The following is an 18,359-nucleotide window of genomic DNA, read 5'->3' as shown; positions in this document are numbered from 1 at the left end:
TCAATGTCCTTCCTTGCCCGGGCCGTCGCCGCCGTTGCCGCCGTTGCCACCGCCCGTGCCGCCCTGACCGCCGGCGCCATCGCCATTCGCGCCGTTTTCGTCGTCATTGTCGTGAGCGTGGTGCTCTTCGTAGTGCTGGAGCGCGACGTCCGCGTCTTCCTTCTCGCCGGCGAACTTCGCGCGAATCACGACGAAGAACATCGGGATCATGAAGATGGCGAGGAACGTGGCCGTGATCATGCCGCCGATCACACCCGTGCCGATGGCGTGCTGCGAAGCCGAACCCGCGCCGTTGCTGATCGCGAGCGGCAGCACGCCGAGAATGAACGCCATCGACGTCATGAGAATCGGCCGCAGACGCAGTCGCGAAGCTTCGAGTGCCGCCTCGATCGGCCCCATCTTCCCTTCGGCTTGCAGGTCGCGCGCGAACTCCACGATCAGAATCGCGTTCTTCGCCGAGAGACCCACGGTGGTCAACAGCCCCACCTGGAAGAACACGTCGTTCTCGAGGCCGCGCAAGGTCACCGCGAGCAGTGCGCCGAGCACGCCGAGCGGTACCACCATGATGACCGCGAACGGAATCGACCAGCTTTCATACAGCGCCGCGAGACACAGGAACACGACGAGGATCGAGATGCCGTAGAGGATCGGCGCCTGCGAACCCGACTGGCGTTCCTGGTACGACAGACCGGTCCATTCGTACCCGATGCCCGGGGGCAGCTTCGCCGCGATCTGCTCCATGGCCGTCATGGCTTGGCCCGTCGATTTGCCCTGCCCCGCCTGGCCCTGGATTTCCATCGACGAAATGCCGTTGTAGCGCTCGAGCTTCGGGGAACCGAACGACCAGTGGCCGCTCGCGACCGAGCCGAACGGCGTCATCCCGCCCGAACTATTGCGCACGTACCAGTTGTTCATGTCGTCCGGCGTCATGCGGAACGGCGCATCGGACATGACGTAGACCTTCTTGATACGGCCATCCGTATCGAGGAAGTTGTTCACGTACGCCGACGCCCAGGCAATCGAAAAGGTCTGGTCGACCGCCGCCGACGTCACGCCGAGCGCGTTGGCCTTTTCACGGTCGATGTTCACCGTGAACTGCGGCGTGTCGTTCAGGCCGTTCGGGCGCACGACGGCGAGCGCCGGATCCTTCGCAGCCATGCCGAGCAGCATGTTGCGCGCTTCCATCAGCTTTGCGTGGCCGACGCCGCCGCGGTCCTGCAACTCGAAGTCGAAGCCGGATGCGGTGCCGAGTTCGGGAATCGAAGGCGGATTCACCGGGAACACCATCGCGTCCTTGTAGCTCGCGTAGTGCATGAACATGCGCCGCACCAGCGCCTGAACCTTCTGGTCCGCGTGCTGACGCTGCTTGTAGTCCTTCATCCGCACGAACACGAGACCCGAGTTCTGGCCGCGGCCCGCGAAGCTGAAGCCGTTCACCGTGAACACCGATTCGACGATGCTGCCTTCATCCTTGAGCAGCCAGTTCTGGATGTTGGCGAGCGTGCGCGCCGTGGTTTCCTGGGTCGAGCCCACGGGCGTCTGCACGATCACGAACATCGTGCCCTGGTCCTCATCGGGCAGGAACGACTTCGGCAGGCGCACGAACAGCATGCCGACCGCGACGATCACCGCGAGATAGATGATGAGCCAGCGGCCCGAGCGCTTGATCACGTGGTACACGCCGCTGTGATACTTGTCGCGGCTCTTCTCGAACGTGCGGTTGAACCAGCCGAAAAAGCCCTTCTTCTGCTCGTGATGACCCTTCGGAATCGGCTTGAGGATGGTCGCGCACAGCGCGGGTGTGAGAATCAACGCGACGAGCACGGACAGCACCATCGCCGCCACGATCGTGAGTGAGAACTGCCGGTAGATCGCGCCGACCGAACCGCCCGAGAACGCCACCGGCACGAACACCGCCGAGAGCACGAGCGCCACGCCCACCAGGGCGCCCGTGATCTGGCCCATGGCCTTGCGCGTGGCTTCCTTCGGTCCCAGCCCCTCTTCCGCCATCACCCGCTCGACGTTCTCCACGACGACGATCGCGTCGTCGACTAGCAGACCGATGGCGAGCACGAGGCCGAACATCGAGAGCGTGTTGATGGAGAAGCCCACCATCGCCATGATCGCGAACGTGCCCAGCAGCACCACCGGCACGGCGATCGTCGGAATCAGCGTCGCGCGCAGGTTCTGCAGGAACAGATACATCACGAGGAACACCAGCACGATGCCTTCCAGCAGCGTCTTGATCACTTCCTCGATCGACAGGCGCACGAACGGCGTCGTGTCATACGGGTACTTCACGACGAGGCCGTGCGGGAAGTACCGCGAGAGGTCGTCGATCTTCTGGCGCACGAGCTTCGCCGTTTGCAAGGCGTTGGCGCCCGTCGCGAGCTGGATGCCGAGGCCGGCTGTCGGCGAACCGTTGTACTTCGTGTCGAAGTTGTAGTTCTCGCCGCCGAGACCGATGCGCGCCACGTCCTTCAGCCGCACCTGCGAGCCGTCCTGGTTCACCTTCAGCAGGATGTTGCCGAACTGCTCGGGCGTCTGCAGCAGCGTCGATTCGGTGATGGTCGCCTGGAACGACTGCCCCGCCACCGCCGGCGTGCCGCCCAGCTGGCCGCCCGCGATCTGCACGTTCTGCGCGGTGATCGCAGCCGTGACGTCGGAGGGCGTGAGCTGGAAGTTCGTGAGCTTGTGCGGATCGAGCCAGACACGCATCGCGTATTGCGAGCCGAACAGCGTGACCGTACCCACGCCGTCGATACGGCTGATCGGGTCCTTCACGTTCGACGCCACGTAGTTCGCGAGGTCGTACTTGGTCATGCTGCCGTCTTCGGACACGAACGCGAGCACGAGCAGGAAGCTGCTGCTCGACTTCGTCACGCTGATACCGAGCTGCTGCACCACCTGCGGGAGGACCGGCGTGGCGAGCTGCAGCTTGTTCTGCACCTGCACCTGCGCGATGTCCGGGTTGGTGCCCGCGGCGAAGGTCAGCGTGATGGTGGCCGTGCCGGAGTCATCGGAAGTCGACGAGATGTACAGCAGGTGGTCGAGACCGCTCATCTGCTGCTCGATCACCTGCGTGACCGTGTTTTCCACCGTCTTGGCCGAGGCGCCCGGGTAGTTCGCGCTGATCTGGATGGACGGCGGTGCAATGGTCGGATACTGCGCGACCGGCAGCGTGAAGACCGACGCCACGCCCGCCAGCATCAGGATGATGGCGATCACCCATGCAAAGATCGGGCGATCGATAAAGAACTTTGCCATGAAGCAGGCTCCCGGTTATTGCGCTGCGGAAGCGGCAGGCGCAGCCGAGGCGCCGTGCGCGGCCGATGCCGCGCTGGCAGCGTTGGTATTGCCCGAGGCCGTCGCCATGTCGGCCGAAGGCGCGCCCGCCACCGGCGGCGGCGGCAACTGCGCGGGGACGGGCTTGACCTGCAAGCCCGGCTTGACCTTGTCGGTGCCCTGCACGATCACGCGGTCGCCCGGGTTCAACCCGCTCTGGACGACCCAGTCCTGACCCTGCGCGGACCCGATCGTGACCGGCGTCGACACGACCTTGTCTTCCTTGTTCACGACATACACCGATGCCTGACCCTTCTGATCGTGCTGCACGCCGACCTGCGGCACGAGGAACGCGTTGTTGTCGATACCTTCCTCGATGCGCGCGCGCACGAACATGCCGGGCAGCAGCACGCGGTCGGGGTTCGGGAAGATCGCGCGTACCGTGACGGAGCCCGTGGTCTGGTCGACCGTGACGTCGCTGAACTGGAGCTTGCCCTTTTCCACGTAGGTGCGGCCGTCTTCGAGGACGAGCGCGACCTTCGTGGCGTTCGGGCCGCTCGTCTTCAGGCGCCCTTCCTGGATCTGGCGGCGCAGCTTGAGCCCATCGAGGCTCGATTGGGTGACGTCGACGTACATCGGGTCGAGCTGCTGCACCGTCGACATCAGCGTCGCCGCGCTCGCCTGCACGAAGGCGCCCGGCGTGACCTGCGAGATGCCGACCTGGCCCGTGACCGGAGAAACGACATCGGTGTAGCCGAGGTTGATCTGCGCGGTGTCGACCGCGGCCTTGCCGGCAGCGACGTCGGCCACCGCCTGGCCTTGCGCGGAAACCGCGTTGTCGTAGTCCTGCTTGCTCACCGCGTTGGCCTGCACCAGCACCTTGTAGCGCGCCACCAATGCGTTCTGCGTGACGAGGTTCGCCTGCGCCTTGGCGAGCGTGGCCTTGGCGTTGTTGAGCGCGGCGATGTACGGCGCCGGGTCGATCTTGTAAAGCCGCTGGCCGGCCTTCACGAGCGCGCCTTCGGTGAATTCGCGGCGCAGGACGATACCGTCCACCCGCGCGCGCACTTGCGCGACGAGGTAGGCGCTGGTGCGGCCGGGAAGTTCGGAGACGACCGGCACGGCGGTCGGCTGGAGGGTGACGATACCGACTTCGGGAGTTTGCGGCGGGGGCGCCGACTGCTTTTGCCCGCAGGCTGCGAGCACGATGGCAGCCGTCGCGACACTGATTAGGCGGAATGGAACCCGTTCGACGCGCATGGAGCGACCTCTGTCTATAACTGACAATAAAAGCGTGCGGCGTCCCGCGACGAGGGGGACGACCACGCACGCCAACATCTGGCAAATACCTGACGGATAAACCCGGTACTTCTTCTCGAAGGCGCGATCCGGTCTGCAAATCCGTCCGGGCGATACGGCCGCGCGCCGCCCGAGCGGCGTCTCGGCATTGGGGTTTCTACGACCACCAGGCCAGTCACGGATATTAACCGCACATCACCCCTTGAGGCATACAGGTGGTGGGGTGCTATTATAGATACATTCGCGAACGAATGTAAAAGGACGTTATGTAACCGCTGAAGCCCGCTTCAGGAGCGATCCTGCGCAGGGCATGCATTAAAAATCAATATATTGCGGTTCGAGCCCTAAATACTTTTTTGACCCCCATCAAATCCACACATTCGTTTACAACATGGTCCGCCGAACGAAAGAGGAAGCGCAGGAGACGCGCAACCGTATCCTCGATGCCGCCGAATATGTCTTTTACGAGAAGGGCGTGTCGCGCACTTCGCTTGCGGATATCGCCCAGGCAGCGGGCGTCACGCGCGGTGCGATCTACTGGCATTTCGAGAACAAGGGTGACCTTTTCACGGCCATGTTCGACCGCGTGGTGCTGCCGCTCGACGAGCTGAAGGTGGCATCGACGGACCCCGGCGAGCCCGATCCGCTCGGGCGGATGCGCGAGCTCTGCATTCTGTGCCTGCGCAACACGGCAACCGACGTGCGCCGCCGCCGCGTGTTCGAGATCCTGTTCCTGAAGTGCGAGTTCGTCGAGGAGATGGGGCCCGTCATGGCGCGACATCAGACGGACATGCGCGAAGGCCTCGCGAGCATCGAGCAAGGCTTGCGCAATGCGATATCGAAGGGCCAGTTGCCCGCCGACCTCGCTCCCAGGCGCGCCTCGCGCGTGCTGCATTCGTTCATCGGCGGCGCGCTGCGAGACATGGCGATCCTGCCCGACGTGTTCGACGTGGCGAGCAACGCCGAACGGCACGTCGATGCGATGCTCGACGCGCTGCGCTACAGCCCGGCGCTGCGCCTCGGCGCGGGCGAGCAGGACGACTGACGCCGCCCTGCCCTACTGCCGCCCTTTATCGAGGCGGCCTGTCGGCGGGGCCGCCACCGAAGGCATCGCGCAGCCCGCGGTTCAAGCCGGCACGCGGTTCGCGCGGGCCCGCTGGTTCGACGCGTAGATGGTGTCGCGCGCGAGCGGCACGCCTGCCTCGACGGCGGCAAGCCATGCATCGGTGCTCGCGACCGCGGCGAAGCGCGAGTGCATCACCACGCTGAACACGCGGTGGATGTCCGCCGCGCTCGCCGAGCCTGCGTCGTTCGCGTACGGCACCGAGCCCGTTGCGTCGGCGAGAAACTCCACGGCGAGACCCGCGTGGGTCGCCTCGAACACCGTGGAAGCGTCGCAGTTGTGCGTCATGAAGCCGGCCACCGCGATCGTGTCGATGCCGCGCCCGGCCAGCCAGGCCTTCAAATCGGTCCCTGCGAACGCGCTGGGCAGCGATTTTTCGACGTAGTGATCGCGTTCTCGCGAGGCCACGACCGGATGCAACTCGGCGCCCACGCTGCCGCGCGCGAAGAGCGGGGAGTTGGCGGGCGCGAAGTTCTGCACCACCACGACCGGCACGCCGGCCACGCGCGCGGCGTCCATCGCGCGGCCGATGTTGGCGAGCGAGGTGTCGATGGGGGGAAACTCGATCGGCAGGTCGCCGCTCACATATTCGTTCTGCACGTCGATGACGACGAGCGCCCGGCGCGGATTCGCGGACATGGCATTGCCTCCTGGCGTGGGTGTGTGGGTGCTGATATCAGGGAGAATCGACCGGTCGGAAGGACGCGAAGTCGATGGCGGGATTGTTGCGCCGCTTGCGCACGCGCGACAGTGGCCCGAACGACAAGATTCGCTAGAATCGGGCCATTCGTCCCAGGATCGCCATGACCGATTCCGCCCGCCCGAGCCGTGCTGCAGCCGCCGATGCGCGCGTCGAGCCAGCCGCGACCGCGCCTGTCCGGCTGCGCGTCGCCGTGATCGCATTCGATCGCATCAGCCCTTTCCATCTCTCCGTGCCTTGCGTCGTGTTCGGCGAGGACCGTAGCGAAGGCGGCGTGCCGCCGTTCGAACTGGCCGTATGTGCCGCGGAACCGGGTACGCTCACGACCACGGCGGGCTTCACGATTGGCGCGACACAAGGCCTCGACGCGCTGCGGGGCGCAGACGTGATCGTCGTCCCGAGCTGGCGGGACACCCGCGAAGCGCCGCCTGCCGCGCTGTGCGAAGCCTTGCGCGACGCGCATGCGCGCGGCGCGATACTCGTCGGCCTTTGCCTGGGTGCTTACGTACTCGCGCATGCGGGCCTGCTCGACGGCCGTCCGGGCACGACGCACTGGGCCGCCGCCGACGACTTCGCCCGGCGCTTCCCCGCCGTGCGCTTCGATCCGGAGGTGCTCTACATCGACGACGGCGATCTGCTCACTTCTGCGGGCACGGCGGCGGGGCTCGACTGCTGCCTGCACCTCATGCGGCGCCTGTGCGGCGCGAGCGCCGCGAACTACGTCGCGCGCCGGCTCGTCGTACCGCCGCATCGGCAGGGCAATCAGGCGCAGTACGTGCAGCAGCCGCTCGCTGCAGCTGGGCGCGGCGACCGCCTGGCTGGCCTGCTCGACTGGATTCGGGCGCATCTCGATACGCCCCACACGCTCGATACGCTCGCGCAGCGCGCACTGATGAGCCGCCGCACGTTCACGCGCCAGTTTCGCTCGACGACGGGCTCGACCGTGAGCGCCTGGCTGCTAGGCGAGCGCCTCGCCCGCGCGCAGCAGTTGCTCGAGACCACCGATCAGCCGATCGACGCCATCGCGCAGCGGGCGGGCTTTGGCTCGGCGGCGTCGCTGCGCCAGCATTTCGTGGACAGGTTCAGGACTACGCCGTCCGCATGGCGGCGCGAGTTTCGGGGATCGTGAGCGCTTGCGCGCGGATGGGAGTGCAACGCCGGGCGGCGAACGCCGCGCCGGCGTGTTCAGGTGGCAGTGAACCAGCGCGCCGCATAAAGCAGCACCGCCACGAAAAAGATCATAGCGGCCCATGCCCAGTACGGCATGGCGTGCGGAGACGGCTCGTGATGCAGCGCGCTCGCCGCCCGGCCGGATAGCGTTCCTCCGGCGTGCTGCGGGAGGATGTGCGCGCGCCGGGCGAGGCCGGCGAGATTGATCGGCCGCAGGAACACGTGCTGCCGGCGCGGCGGCTCGCCCGCCACGCGGTTCGGCGCCTGCCCGTGCTTCGCGGCAACCACGGCGCAGAATTCCGTGAAGAAGTCGTCGGCAAGTTCATGCAGCGCGTTCTCGATCTGGCGCGACGGCAACTCGGAAAGCGGACCCGTCAGGGTGGCCCATACCGAGTAATCGATGCGCGTGCTCGCGTCCTGGCCCGCAGGCGTCTCCTTGCTCGCGCCGCGCTCTTCCGGGCGCAACGCCACGTCGATCTGTCCGCGCAACGAGCCGATGCCATCGGCGCGCGCACGAAAGCTCAGCACGCGGCGCGGTGTGAGCGGCACTTGAGCGGTGTCGTTCGCGATGTGAGCGCGCACTTCGTAACGCGCACGCAGCGGCCCGAGCGGCACGGTGAGCGTAATCGCGTATTCGCCGGGCCCGAGCCGGCGGAAGGACTCGCAATGCTCCATGCTCGCGCGCACGAGCGCGACGTCCTGCAACGCCGCCCATACGGCGGACGGTTCGAGCGGAATCCTCAACGCATCGTTCAGTTCCATGGCGGCTTCCCCTTTGCGCGCGAACTGGCCTTTTCAGGATGTCTGGTCGATCCGGTCCACGCGGGACCCGTAGAAGGCCAGATAGCCCTTGATCGCGCTTGCTTCGTCGAGCGGCGCTTCGTAACTCCAGGCGGCGTCGTCGACGCGCCCGTCTTCGGTGCGCAAATGGTAGTACGAGGCCTCGCCCTTGTAGGGGCAATGCGAGGTACGTGTGGAGCGTTCGAGCCGCGCCATGTTCACGTCGGCGCGCGGGAAATAGAAGACGTCGGGGTACCCGGTCTCGCGCAGGGTAACGGCGTGCAGCGTATCGGCAACGGTGATGCCGCCGTGGATTACGCGTACACGGTGACGGTTAGCCACGATGTCGATGCGATGTGCCGCATCCGGTTCGACCGCCATGTTCGGCCCCCTCCTGGTTGGCGGCGCCTTGCGGCGCCATGCCCTCACCGGGCGGCACGCCGCGCCGGCTGGCGTAGCGCGCACGCGCGCGTGCAATTCCGCGGGTTGGCCGCTCGGCGACCGCTGCGTCAATCGCCGGATCGATGGCGACAGTCAGGACGCTCGCCTTGCACGCGATCCGCCGAATTGACCGAGGCCTCCCCCTTCACGTCATTATCGGCCAAACTGGGCCGCCCTGCGTGGTTGTTATGGGCCGCGTGCGTGCGGCAGTGCGCCATGCGCGCACACGGGCATAGCCCGGCGGCCTACCACACGAACGACGCGCGCGCGCTGCCGTTCGAGCTGACCGTCACCGTGCTCGTCTTGTCGACGCCCGCATGGCTCACATGCACGTTGTAGCGGCCCGGCCGCACCCTGACGAGCATATAAGGGCCGCGCGACGTCGTATCGAGCACGCTCGCGCCATGCGAATCGGTGATCTGCACGCGCACATCCGCCACATACTCGCCGCTGCGCTGGGTGAAACGCAAGGAGAGCGGCCAGTCGGACTGCGCGCCGAGCAACGCCCTCGATTCGTCGAGGCCGACGCCGCCCGAGACGAACGACACGTCGCCCTGTTGCTGCACTTGCGGCATGCCGGTGCCGTTGGTGTTGCCTGCGCTCGTGTTGTCGGCGGTGGAGCCGCCGACCGTGCCCGATGCATCGGCTTGCTGCGCTGCCGCACCGCCCGCGTAGCCGAACGCCAAAGTGGCCGCGAGAAAGGTTGCACAAGCGGTGGAGTGGACGGGGCGCGAGTTGGGAACCATATTCATCATCGATCGCCTCCTTTCAGGTTGGCTCCTGCGTGAAGCTTTACGCAAGGTGCATGCCCAGGTGCCCTGCCGGCGCTTGGGAACGCCGACGACATCATCAGGAGAGATAGGCGATCTCGAAGCGAAGAGCGCGTTGCATGTCCAGAAACGCCGCTGCCGCCGGGCGCGAGGCCAACGGCGGCAGCAGAAGCACAACGAACGGACGACTACTTCGAATATCCTGCTCTCGCCGCGAATCCGGCGCACGGAGCCGGATTCGCGACAGCAGGGATCAGCCGAGATCGACGGGCACGAAAATCTGTGCGTCGTCTCGCTGGATCAGGAGCGCAATGCTGTTGCCGGCATGCGAAATCATTTGCTTGAGCTGGTCGGCGCTCGTCACCGGGCGGCCATTCACGGCGAGGATGACGTCACCAGGCTGAACGCCGGCGTTCGCCGCGGCGCCGCCCGCCTGCTCGACGACGAGGCCGTGATCGAGCGAGTTGTTGCTCTTCTCGTCCGGCGTGAGCGGACGCACCGCGACGCCGAGGCGTCCCTGCATCTGCGATTGCGGCCCGTCGTTCGAGGCCACCTTCGCGTCGCCGAGCGCGCCGATGGTCGCCGTGAGGTTCTTCGTGCCCTTGTCGCGCCACACCTGGATGTCGGCCTTCGTGCCCGGCTTCATGCCGGCGATCAACGAAGGCAGATCGGACGACTCGTCCACCGCCTGGCCGTTCACGGACAGGATCACGTCGCCGGGCTTCAAACCCGCCTTCGCAGCGGGGCCGCTCGCGTCCACCGAGCTCACCAGCGCGCCACGCGGCTTGTCCATGCCAAACGAATCGGCCAGCGTCTGGTTCATCGCCTGCACCGCGACGCCGAGGCGCCCGCGGCTCACGTGGCCCGTCTTGACGAGTTCGTCCTTGACCTTGATCGCCTCATTGATCGGGATTGCGAACGAAAGGCCCTGGAAGCCGCCCGTCTGCGAGTAGATCATCGAGTTGATGCCGATCACTTCGCCCTGCAGATTGAAGAGCGGGCCACCCGAGTTGCCCGGGTTCACCGGCACGTCGGTCTGGATGAACGGCGTGTAGTTCTCGTCGGGCAGCGTGCGCGACTTCGCGCTGATGATGCCCGAGGTCACCGTGTTGTCGAAGCCGTAAGGCGAGCCGATCGCCACCACCCACTGGCCGACCTTGCTCTGGCGCGGGTCGCCGATCTTCACGGTCGGCAGATCCTTCGCGTCGATCTTGAGCACCGCGACGTCGGACTGCTTGTCCGCGCCCACGACCTTCGCCTTGAATTCGCGCTTGTCGGTGAGCTTCACCGTCACGACGTTGGCGCCGTCCACGACGTGCGCGTTCGTGAGAATGTAGCCGTCCGCGCTGACGATGAAGCCCGAGCCGAGGCTCGCGCTCGGCGTGTCGGGCTGCGCGCCGCCATCGCCGCCGCCCATGCCCGGGACGCCGCCGTAGAAGTGCTTGAAGAACTGGTAGAACGGATCGCTCGGATCGATCGGCAGTTGCTGCGAGCCCCTGCCGCCGCTGCGCATGGCCGTCTGCTTCACGACGTGCTTCGCGCTGATGTTGACGACTGCGGGCCCATACGTTTCAACGAGGCCCGAAAAGTCGGGGATGCCAGTCTTGGCCGCCGCTTCGGCCGGCATCATCGCGGCCTGCGCCTGCGAGATGACCTGCGGGGCCGGCACGTCGCGGTGTCCCGCCACGTAGCCCGCCGACAACGCGACGGCCACGGCGACTGCCACGGCACTACGGGAAAGCACTTTCGTATTCATTGCGGACTCCTTGCGCGGGTACTCATCTCGACGTACCGAAGCGTAAGCCGTGTCACTTAAAGGAGTCTTAAGTACGCGCAATTTGCAGAAATCTGCCAAACGCCCGTCGTGCGGGCGTTTGCAGGCACTGCCGGATCAGAACCGCAGATCCACGAGCAGGCCGCCGGCAGGCGAATCGCCAAGCGTGATCGTGGCGTCATGCTGATCCGCAATCCGTTGCACGATCGCGAGGCCCAGCCCCGTGCCCGCGATGTCGGTGCGCGCGCGGTTGACGCCCGCGCCCACGCGATAAAAGCGATCGAACACCCGGGCGCGCTCGTCCACGGGAATGCCCGGCCCGCTGTCCGCGATGCGCACGCGGGGATGTCCCTCCTCGACGACGAGGCTCACATCCACGCGGCCGCCAGCCGGCGTGTATTTGGTTGCGTTGTCGAGCAGATTGTTGAACATCACGCGCAACGCATCGGCGTCGCCGTGCACGGTCGCGGCCGCGCTCTGCTCGATGCCGAGATCGACGCCGCGCTGCTGCGCGAGCGGCGCATAGTTGAGCACGCAATCGTCGAGCAGCGCATGGAGATCGACGGTCTGGGCCCGCGCATGAGCATCGGGCTCCGAGCGCGCGAGCGCGAGCAGCTGTTCGGCGAGACGCGTGGCGCGCGTCACGCCCGCCTGAAGATCGGCAATCGCTTCGCTGCGCGCTTCGTCATTCCTTGCGCGCGCAACGAGCTGCGCCTGGATCTGCACGGCCGCGAGCGGCGTGCGCAATTCGTGCGCGGCATCGGCAACGAAGGCCTTTTGCGTGTCTAGCGCCTGTGCGAGGCGTTCGAGCAGCGCGTTCAACGCGTGCACGAGCGGCGTGACTTCGCGCGGCAGGCGCTCTTCGGGCAGCGGATCGAGCGCCTCGGGACGGCGTGTGTCGAGCGCGCGCGCCACGCGCGAAAGCGGCTTGAGCCCGCGCCCCACCACCACCCACACTGCGAGCCCGAGAAACGGCAGCACCACGATGAGCGGCCAGAGCGTGCGCAGCGCGACGTTCGCAGCGAGCCGGTTGCGCACCGATACGGGCTGTGCGAGCTGCACGACGTTGTCGCCGACGATGGCGCCATACACGCGCCAGTCGCCGCGATCGGTGCGCTCGGTCGAAAAGCCGAGCTCCGCGCGCGGCGCGAGCGGTGCGCGCGGATGCGAGTAGTACATGAGCACGCCGTTGCGGTTCCAGATCTGCAGCACGATGCCTTCGTTGCCGGTGTCGCGCGAGCTGAGGATCTCGTTGAACGACTCGGAGGGCAGCGCCGCGGCGATTTCCTGCAACTGGTAGTCGAACAGCTCGTTGGCTTCGGCGAGCGCCTGGCGATAGATCAGCCAGCCCGCGAGCCCCACGCCCGCAACGACGATCGCGAGCAGCCAGAACAGCAGTTGTCGTCGGATGGAACTCATCGGCTAAACGGGTCTCCCGTGCGCGTCGTTTCTCGCATCGTGCCTGGCGTTGTCGTTCGATTCATGCGGCGCTTCACGGCAGACTTCATGCATCCTTGGCGATCATGTAGCCGAGGCCGCGCACGTTGCGGATCAGATCCGCGCCAAGCTTCTTGCGCAGCGCGTGAATATAGACCTCGACGGTATTGCTGCCGATCTCCTCGCCCCAGCCATACATCTTCTCTTCGAGCTGGGTTTTCGAGAGCACCGCGCCCGGGCGCGCGAGCAGCGCTTCGAGCAGCGCGAATTCGCGCGCCGAGAGTGCGACGGGCGCGCCGTCCTGGGTGACCTGGTGCGAAGCCGGATCGAGCGTGAGCGAGCCGTGACGGATCGTCGAATCGCTGCGCCCCGACTGGCGGCGGATCAGCGCGCGCATGCGGGCGCCCAGTTCGTCGAGATCGAAGGGCTTGATGAGATAGTCGTCGGCGCCGGCGTCGAGCCCTTTCACGCGATCGGCCACGGCGTCGCGCGCCGTGAGGATCAGCACGGGCAGCGCCGCGCCGCGCGCGCGCAGCGTGCGCAATACGTCGATGCCGTCACGCCGCGGCAAGCCGAGATCGAGCAGCATGAGATCGTAAGAATCGGCGCTCGCAGCCGAGAGCGCGGCGTCGCCGTCCTCGACCCAGTCGACCGCAAAGCCTTCGCCGCGCAGCGCCTTGCGCACGCCCTCGGCGATCATGCGGTCATCTTCGACTAGCAGTATGCGCATCGTAATGAATTGGCAAGGCGGCAACGCGGCGCCGCGCTGAGTGAAAGATGGCGATGCGTGCATTCTAGCGCCTGAACAGGGACGGCGCTCCGCATGGGATGCGTGGCCGCCGCGAGCCGCGCCGCCCGCGTTGCTCATATTGCGCGCTTTTCCCCGGCTTTTCTCGCGCGCAATGCGCGCGAGCCACGCGAGGTCTTTACAATGAGCGCTTTTGCGGCGCAACGCCGCGATGCGCGCGAGCCGGCCTGCACGGCACGCTACGGCATGCGCATCGCGCAAAGCGCGCCGCCCGAATTTCGCGTCCGCGCGCAGCGCCGGTGGGACCCTCTCGCGGTTCGCCGCGCACGGGAAGCGCACCGCACGCACTCGCCCTAACGTTTTCATGCCGCTCGCCTCGCTGTCCCGCCTACGCTCCTTGTTCAGACTGCCCGCCTCGCGCACCGACCGGGCGCAAGGCGCCTGCGCTCATCGCAGTGCCCTGCCGCCCGCGCTCGCCTTGGCCTGCGCGGCGCTCGCCGCGGGCTTCGTTGCCGCGCCGGCCGCGCAAGCGCAGCCCGAAGGCGCACGCGTGCCCACGGTCAACGTGACCACCGTGCTGCCGCCCACCGTGATGGCGGGCCTCGAGCGCGCGCACGTGCCGCTCTCGTCGGTGAGCGTGGTGATCGAAAAGGTGGGCGACCGCCTGCCGAGCGTCGCCGTGAATGCCGGCCAGCCGATGATGCCCGCGTCGACGATGAAGCTCGTCACGACGTGGAGCGGTCTCTCGATGCTCGGTCCCGACTATCGCTGGAAGACGAGCGCCTACACCGACGGAGAGATCGATGCGAGCGGCACGCTGCACGGCAATCTCTACATCAAGGGCACGGGCGACCCGAAGCTCGTGCCCGAAGAACTCATCGACCTCGTGCAGAAGATTCGCACGGCGGGCGTCGCGCGCATCGACGGCGCGCTGGTGCTCGACAAGAGCGAGTTCGACGCGTCCACGCGCGACCTCCCCTCGTTCGACGGCGACGACAGCGCGCCCTACAACGTCGGCCCCGATCCGCTGATGTACGCGTTCAAGGCGGTCTCGTTCACGTTCTCGCCCTCGCGCGAGGGCGTGTCGATCGACGTCGTGCCGCCCGTCGCGCAGTGGCAGATCGACAACCAGATCCGCGAGCGCCGCGGCGCGTGCGGCGGCATGCTGCCGAGCCCGCAGGTCTCGCCCGGCGGCAACGGCGTCGTGACCGCGAGCTTCGCGGGCAGCTACGCCATGGGCTGCGGCGACCGCACGCTCAACATGGCCGCGCCCGTCGACCACAGCACGTTCTTCGCGGACGGCTTTCTCGCCCTTTGGCAGCAAGCGGGCAGCAGCCTCTTCGCCAATCCGGGCGGCGCGGTGCGCGAAGGCGTCGTGCCGCCGCACGCGCGTCTGCTCGCTGTGCATCAGAGCCCGCCGCTCTCGGACGTCGTGCACGACATCAACAAGTTCAGCAACAACGTGATGGCGCGCAATCTCTTCCTTACGCTCGGCGCAGTCGCCGGCAAGCCGCCTTCGACTACCGCGAAGGCCGGCGCCGCCGTCAATGCGTTCTTGCGGCGCAGCGGTCTTTCCATGCCCGAGCTGGTGCTCGACAACGGCTGCGGCCTCTCGCGCGAAGAGCACATCAGTGCGCTTTCGCTCGCGAACCTGTTGCAGAACGCGAACGCGAGCCCGGTCGCGCAGGTCTTCATTGATTCGCTGCCCGTGGCCGGCGTGGACGGCACGATGCGCAACCGCCTGACCAACGCGGGCGTGGGCGGCAATGCGCACATCAAGACGGGCACGCTGCGCGACGTGCGCGCCATTGCCGGCTACGTGGCGGCTGAGAACGGCGAGAGCTGGATCGTGGTGAGCCTCATCAACGACCCGCACGCCGAGGCCGCGCGTGCCGCGCATGACGCGCTGCTGGAGTGGGTCTACAAGGGTATGCCCGAAGAAAAGCCCGTGTACGTCGAGCCCCATCCCAAGCGTGCGGCGAAGGCATCGAAGGCCACGCACAGGGCAGAAGTCAAACGGCGCGGCGCACATTGACGCGGCGCTCCAACGCGCTCGCGCGCCCGTCTCCTCGGAGCCCGCCGCCTCGCGCCGGGCTCGAAGTTTTCCTCTAGCAAAGCGCCGCCCGTCCAGCGTGCGAGGCGTGTACTCTGGCGGGCACAGGCCAAAGCGCGTCATATCGATCCGACAAACGCGCAGCCATCGAGCCGCCCGCCCTTCGAAGGCGGCAAGACGGCCAAAAACGACACGAGAATACATCTGCCGCGCTGACCCACAGCGCGCTCACGAGACAAGGAGGACGACGTTCGTGCAGTTCGATGCGCAATGGCTGCTGCTCGCCCTCGCCCCCGTGTTTCTCGCCTGCATCGGCTGGGAAGCGTGGCATCTCTCCCGCACGCGGCCGCGCACCGCACCGAACGACGCCGCCGCCGATAATGCACGCTACACGTGGCCCGACACGCTCTGCAACGCCGCGCTCGCGCTCATGCATCAGGGCGCCGACAAGCTCGCGTGGCTCGTTGCGGTTCCCGTCTACGCTTATGTCTACCGTCATTTCCGGCTCGTTTCATGGCAGCCGGGATTCGTCGCCTGGTTCGCGCTCTTTGTCGCGCAGGACCTGCTCTATTACGCTTTTCATCGCGCGAGCCATCGCGTGCGTTGGCTCTGGGCTGCGCACGTCGTCCATCACTCGTCGGAATGCCTGAACCTTTCGACCGCGTTCCGCCAGAGCCTCATGTATCCCGTCGCGGGCATGTGGATGTTCTGGATTCCGCTTGCCCTGCTTGGGTTCACGCCGGAACAGGTCGTCGCAATCGTGCTCGTCAACCTCGCGTTTCAGTTCTTCGTTCATACGCAGGCTATCGGCAAGCTCGGCTGGCTGGAATACGTGCTCAACACACCGTCGATGCACCGCGTCCACCACGCGCGCAACGCACGCTATATCGATCGCAACTTCGCTGGCGTGCTCGCGATCTGGGACCGCATGTTCGGCAGCTACGTCGAGGAAGACGCTCGGGAAGCGCCCGATTACGGCATCGTCAAGCCGCTAGCGTCGTGCAATCCGCTCAAGGCGACGTTTCACGAATGGCTCGCCATGGCCCGCGACTTCGCACGCATGTCCGGCTGGCGTTCACGCGCCGCCGCGCTGTTCGCGCCGCCCGACTGGTGCGAGCGACACGACGCGCTGGGCCTCGCACCGGTAACGGCGGCGGCGCATGCACGGCACGTCGTGCCCGAAAACGATACTGAGGCCGAGTTCGGGTCGCGCAATCCCTGAGAGATTGCCTGATCCTTTTGACCTTGGCGCCGACCCGGGGCCAGCAGCATGCAGGGGGTTGCATGCACGGCCCGCGATCGAGAACAACAGCAACTCGCAGCGCGAGCACCTATAGCAAGAGCAATGAGACATGGCACCAAAGGCCACACACAGAGGAGATGAAGTGAACATGAAGCATCAAGGACCGAGACACCGTACGCTGTTGCGCGCCACCCAGATCGCTGTCGCGAGCGCGGCTTTCGCGCTGCTCGCCGCCTGCGGCGGCGGCAGCGGGGGGAACAACAACGCGAGCACGCCGCCGCCGTCGGGCGTCAGCTTGCAGGTGGTGGCGTTCGGCACGAGCCTGACCGACGCGGGCACGTATTCCGAGCAGATTCTGCCGGGCTTCGGCGGTGGCCGCTTCACGACCAACCCGGGCGAAGTCTGGGCGCAGAAAGTTTCCGAGTATTTCGGCAGCACGCTTTCGCCGGCCTTCGAAGGCGGCTTCGGCCTGCCGCTCACGGCGACCGGCGGGCTCGATTACGCGCAGGGCGGCGCACTGGTTACCGGCGGCGGCGTCGCGAATACGAGCGCTGTGATCCCGGCCGCCAGCGAGCAGCCGGTGACGTGGCAGCTCCAGCAGTATCTGGCGCAGCACGGCGGCTTCAATGCGAATCAGCTCGTGCTCGTGGAAGGCGGCGCGAACGAGATTCTCAACCTGCTGGACAACAAAGGCGCAGGTCTGACGGCATTCGGCACGGCACTCGCGGCCACGCCGTTCTCGACGCTCGTCACCGATCCCGCGACGCAACAGAGCACGGTTGCGAGCCTGATGAACGCCGGCTTCACGCAAGCACAGGCCACGGCCCTGGTGCCGGCAGCCATCGCGCTCCAGATTGTCACCAACCCGGCCTACGCTGCCAGCTTCACGTCGATTCTGCCGGTTCTCACTGCCGCTCAAACGCTGGCGAACCTCGTCAGCACGCAGATTGCCGGCACGCCTAAGGTTGCCGTCGCGACGGTGCCCGATATCGGCAAGACGCCGGCAGCGCTGGAAGCCGATGCGAGCACGGGCGCAACTCCCGGTTCGTCGAGCTCGCCCGATCAGGCGCTCTCGCTCGTCTCGGCCATGTACAACCTCACGCTGCTGAAGGGAATCGGGCCGTCGGTGGCCGCCAAAAAGGTCGTCGTGGTCGACGTGTTCTCGTGGCTAGACCAGTCGATCCAGAACGCGGCCAGCCTCGGCTTCACCGTGACGAACACGGACACCGCCTGCAATCTCACGCAGATGACAACCAGCGCGACCAACTATGCGCTGGCCAATCCGAAGGCAACGTTGGGTCTGGACCCGGCCACGACGCCGCAGGCAACGATCAACGCAGCGGCGCAGGCATACGGTACGAGCTTCGGCAGCGCACTGTTCTGCTCGCCGCAGACGCTGAAGGCGGCCAACGCGCCGACGACCTACATGTTCGCGGATCAGTTCCATCCGACCACGGCGCTGCACGCGCAGTTCGCCACGTTCGTCGAAACGCAGCTGGCTGCCGCAGGTATCGGCAAGGCACCGTAATAGCGCCT

14 protein-coding genes are annotated in these 18,359 nt (G+C 66.6%); 5 read left to right on the top strand and 9 right to left on the bottom strand.

Annotation, left to right across the window (positions count from 1 at the left end; translation table 11 throughout):
• Together BMI01S_RS14340 and BMI01S_RS14335 are read right to left on the bottom strand one after the other, a co-directional pair.
• The gene (locus BMI01S_RS14340; RefSeq protein ID WP_028211737.1) at positions 1 to 3,267 is read right to left on the bottom strand and encodes an efflux RND transporter permease subunit; all 3,267 of its coding nucleotides are present in this window, start codon (positions 3,265 to 3,267) and stop codon (positions 1 to 3) included.
• 15 nt (positions 3,268 to 3,282) lie between these two features.
• A complete protein-coding gene (locus tag BMI01S_RS14335; RefSeq protein ID WP_028211738.1) occupies positions 3,283 to 4,545 on the bottom strand; it encodes an efflux RND transporter periplasmic adaptor subunit in 1,263 nt (420 codons plus the stop codon).
• A 430-nt stretch (positions 4,546 to 4,975) separates the two neighbouring features.
• Between BMI01S_RS14335 and BMI01S_RS14330 the strand changes: the two genes are divergently transcribed.
• Positions 4,976 to 5,629, top strand: coding sequence for a TetR family transcriptional regulator (locus BMI01S_RS14330; RefSeq protein ID WP_028211739.1), 654 nt, complete (start codon positions 4,976 to 4,978; stop codon positions 5,627 to 5,629).
• Between the two features lie 81 nt (positions 5,630 to 5,710).
• Here BMI01S_RS14330 and BMI01S_RS14325 read toward each other — a convergent pair whose 3' ends face one another.
• Positions 5,711 to 6,346: an isochorismatase family protein gene (locus BMI01S_RS14325; protein WP_028211740.1), complete on the bottom strand. Its 636-nt coding sequence runs from the start codon at positions 6,344 to 6,346 to the stop codon at positions 5,711 to 5,713.
• 164 nt (positions 6,347 to 6,510) lie between these two features.
• On the opposite strand from BMI01S_RS14325, the gene BMI01S_RS14320 reads away from it, so the two are divergent.
• Complete coding sequence (locus BMI01S_RS14320) at positions 6,511 to 7,536, top strand: helix-turn-helix domain-containing protein (protein ID WP_042289571.1); 1,026 nt, start codon at positions 6,511 to 6,513, stop codon at positions 7,534 to 7,536.
• A 56-nt stretch (positions 7,537 to 7,592) separates the two neighbouring features.
• Here the strand turns inward: BMI01S_RS14320 and BMI01S_RS14315 are convergent, their stop codons facing one another.
• The 6 genes from BMI01S_RS14315 to BMI01S_RS14285 form a co-directional block, all read right to left on the bottom strand.
• Positions 7,593 to 8,339, bottom strand: coding sequence for a CoxG family protein (locus BMI01S_RS14315; RefSeq protein ID WP_028211742.1), 747 nt, complete (start codon positions 8,337 to 8,339; stop codon positions 7,593 to 7,595).
• Between the two features lie 33 nt (positions 8,340 to 8,372).
• A complete protein-coding gene (locus BMI01S_RS14310; protein WP_028211743.1) occupies positions 8,373 to 8,738 on the bottom strand; it encodes a DUF427 domain-containing protein in 366 nt (121 codons plus the stop codon).
• Positions 8,739 to 9,043: 305 nt separating this feature from the next.
• Entirely contained in the window at positions 9,044 to 9,544 is a 501-nt protein-coding gene (locus tag BMI01S_RS14300) for a carboxypeptidase regulatory-like domain-containing protein (RefSeq protein WP_407669009.1), read from the bottom strand.
• 277 nt (positions 9,545 to 9,821) lie between these two features.
• Positions 9,822 to 11,324, bottom strand: a complete 1,503-nt coding sequence (locus BMI01S_RS14295; RefSeq protein WP_028211746.1) for a DegQ family serine endoprotease — start codon at positions 11,322 to 11,324, stop codon at positions 9,822 to 9,824.
• Between the two features lie 135 nt (positions 11,325 to 11,459).
• The gene (locus BMI01S_RS14290) at positions 11,460 to 12,761 is read right to left on the bottom strand and encodes an ATP-binding protein (protein ID WP_028211747.1); all 1,302 of its coding nucleotides are present in this window, start codon (positions 12,759 to 12,761) and stop codon (positions 11,460 to 11,462) included.
• 85 nt (positions 12,762 to 12,846) lie between these two features.
• Positions 12,847 to 13,509, bottom strand: a complete 663-nt coding sequence (locus tag BMI01S_RS14285) for a response regulator (protein WP_028211748.1) — start codon at positions 13,507 to 13,509, stop codon at positions 12,847 to 12,849.
• 382 nt (positions 13,510 to 13,891) lie between these two features.
• On the opposite strand from BMI01S_RS14285, the gene dacB reads away from it, so the two are divergent.
• The 3 genes from dacB to BMI01S_RS14265 all read left to right on the top strand — a co-directional run bounded on the left by dacB (position 13,892) and on the right by BMI01S_RS14265 (position 18,351).
• Positions 13,892 to 15,562, top strand: coding sequence for a D-alanyl-D-alanine carboxypeptidase/D-alanyl-D-alanine endopeptidase (dacB, locus tag BMI01S_RS14275; protein ID WP_028211750.1), 1,671 nt, complete (start codon positions 13,892 to 13,894; stop codon positions 15,560 to 15,562).
• A 271-nt stretch (positions 15,563 to 15,833) separates the two neighbouring features.
• A complete protein-coding gene (locus BMI01S_RS14270; protein WP_028211751.1) occupies positions 15,834 to 16,802 on the top strand; it encodes a sterol desaturase family protein in 969 nt (322 codons plus the stop codon).
• A gap of 169 nt (positions 16,803 to 16,971) precedes the next feature.
• The gene (locus tag BMI01S_RS14265) at positions 16,972 to 18,351 is read left to right on the top strand and encodes an SGNH/GDSL hydrolase family protein (RefSeq protein ID WP_028211752.1); all 1,380 of its coding nucleotides are present in this window, start codon (positions 16,972 to 16,974) and stop codon (positions 18,349 to 18,351) included.
• The last annotated feature ends 8 nt before the right edge of the window (positions 18,352 to 18,359 follow it).

The organism is Paraburkholderia mimosarum LMG 23256 = NBRC 106338 (assembly GCF_000739815.1).
In the GTDB taxonomy this organism is placed as follows: domain Bacteria; phylum Pseudomonadota; class Gammaproteobacteria; order Burkholderiales; family Burkholderiaceae; genus Paraburkholderia; species Paraburkholderia mimosarum.
The sequence above is the reverse complement of the archived record's forward strand: the minus strand, read 5'-3'. Positions and strand labels throughout refer to the sequence as shown.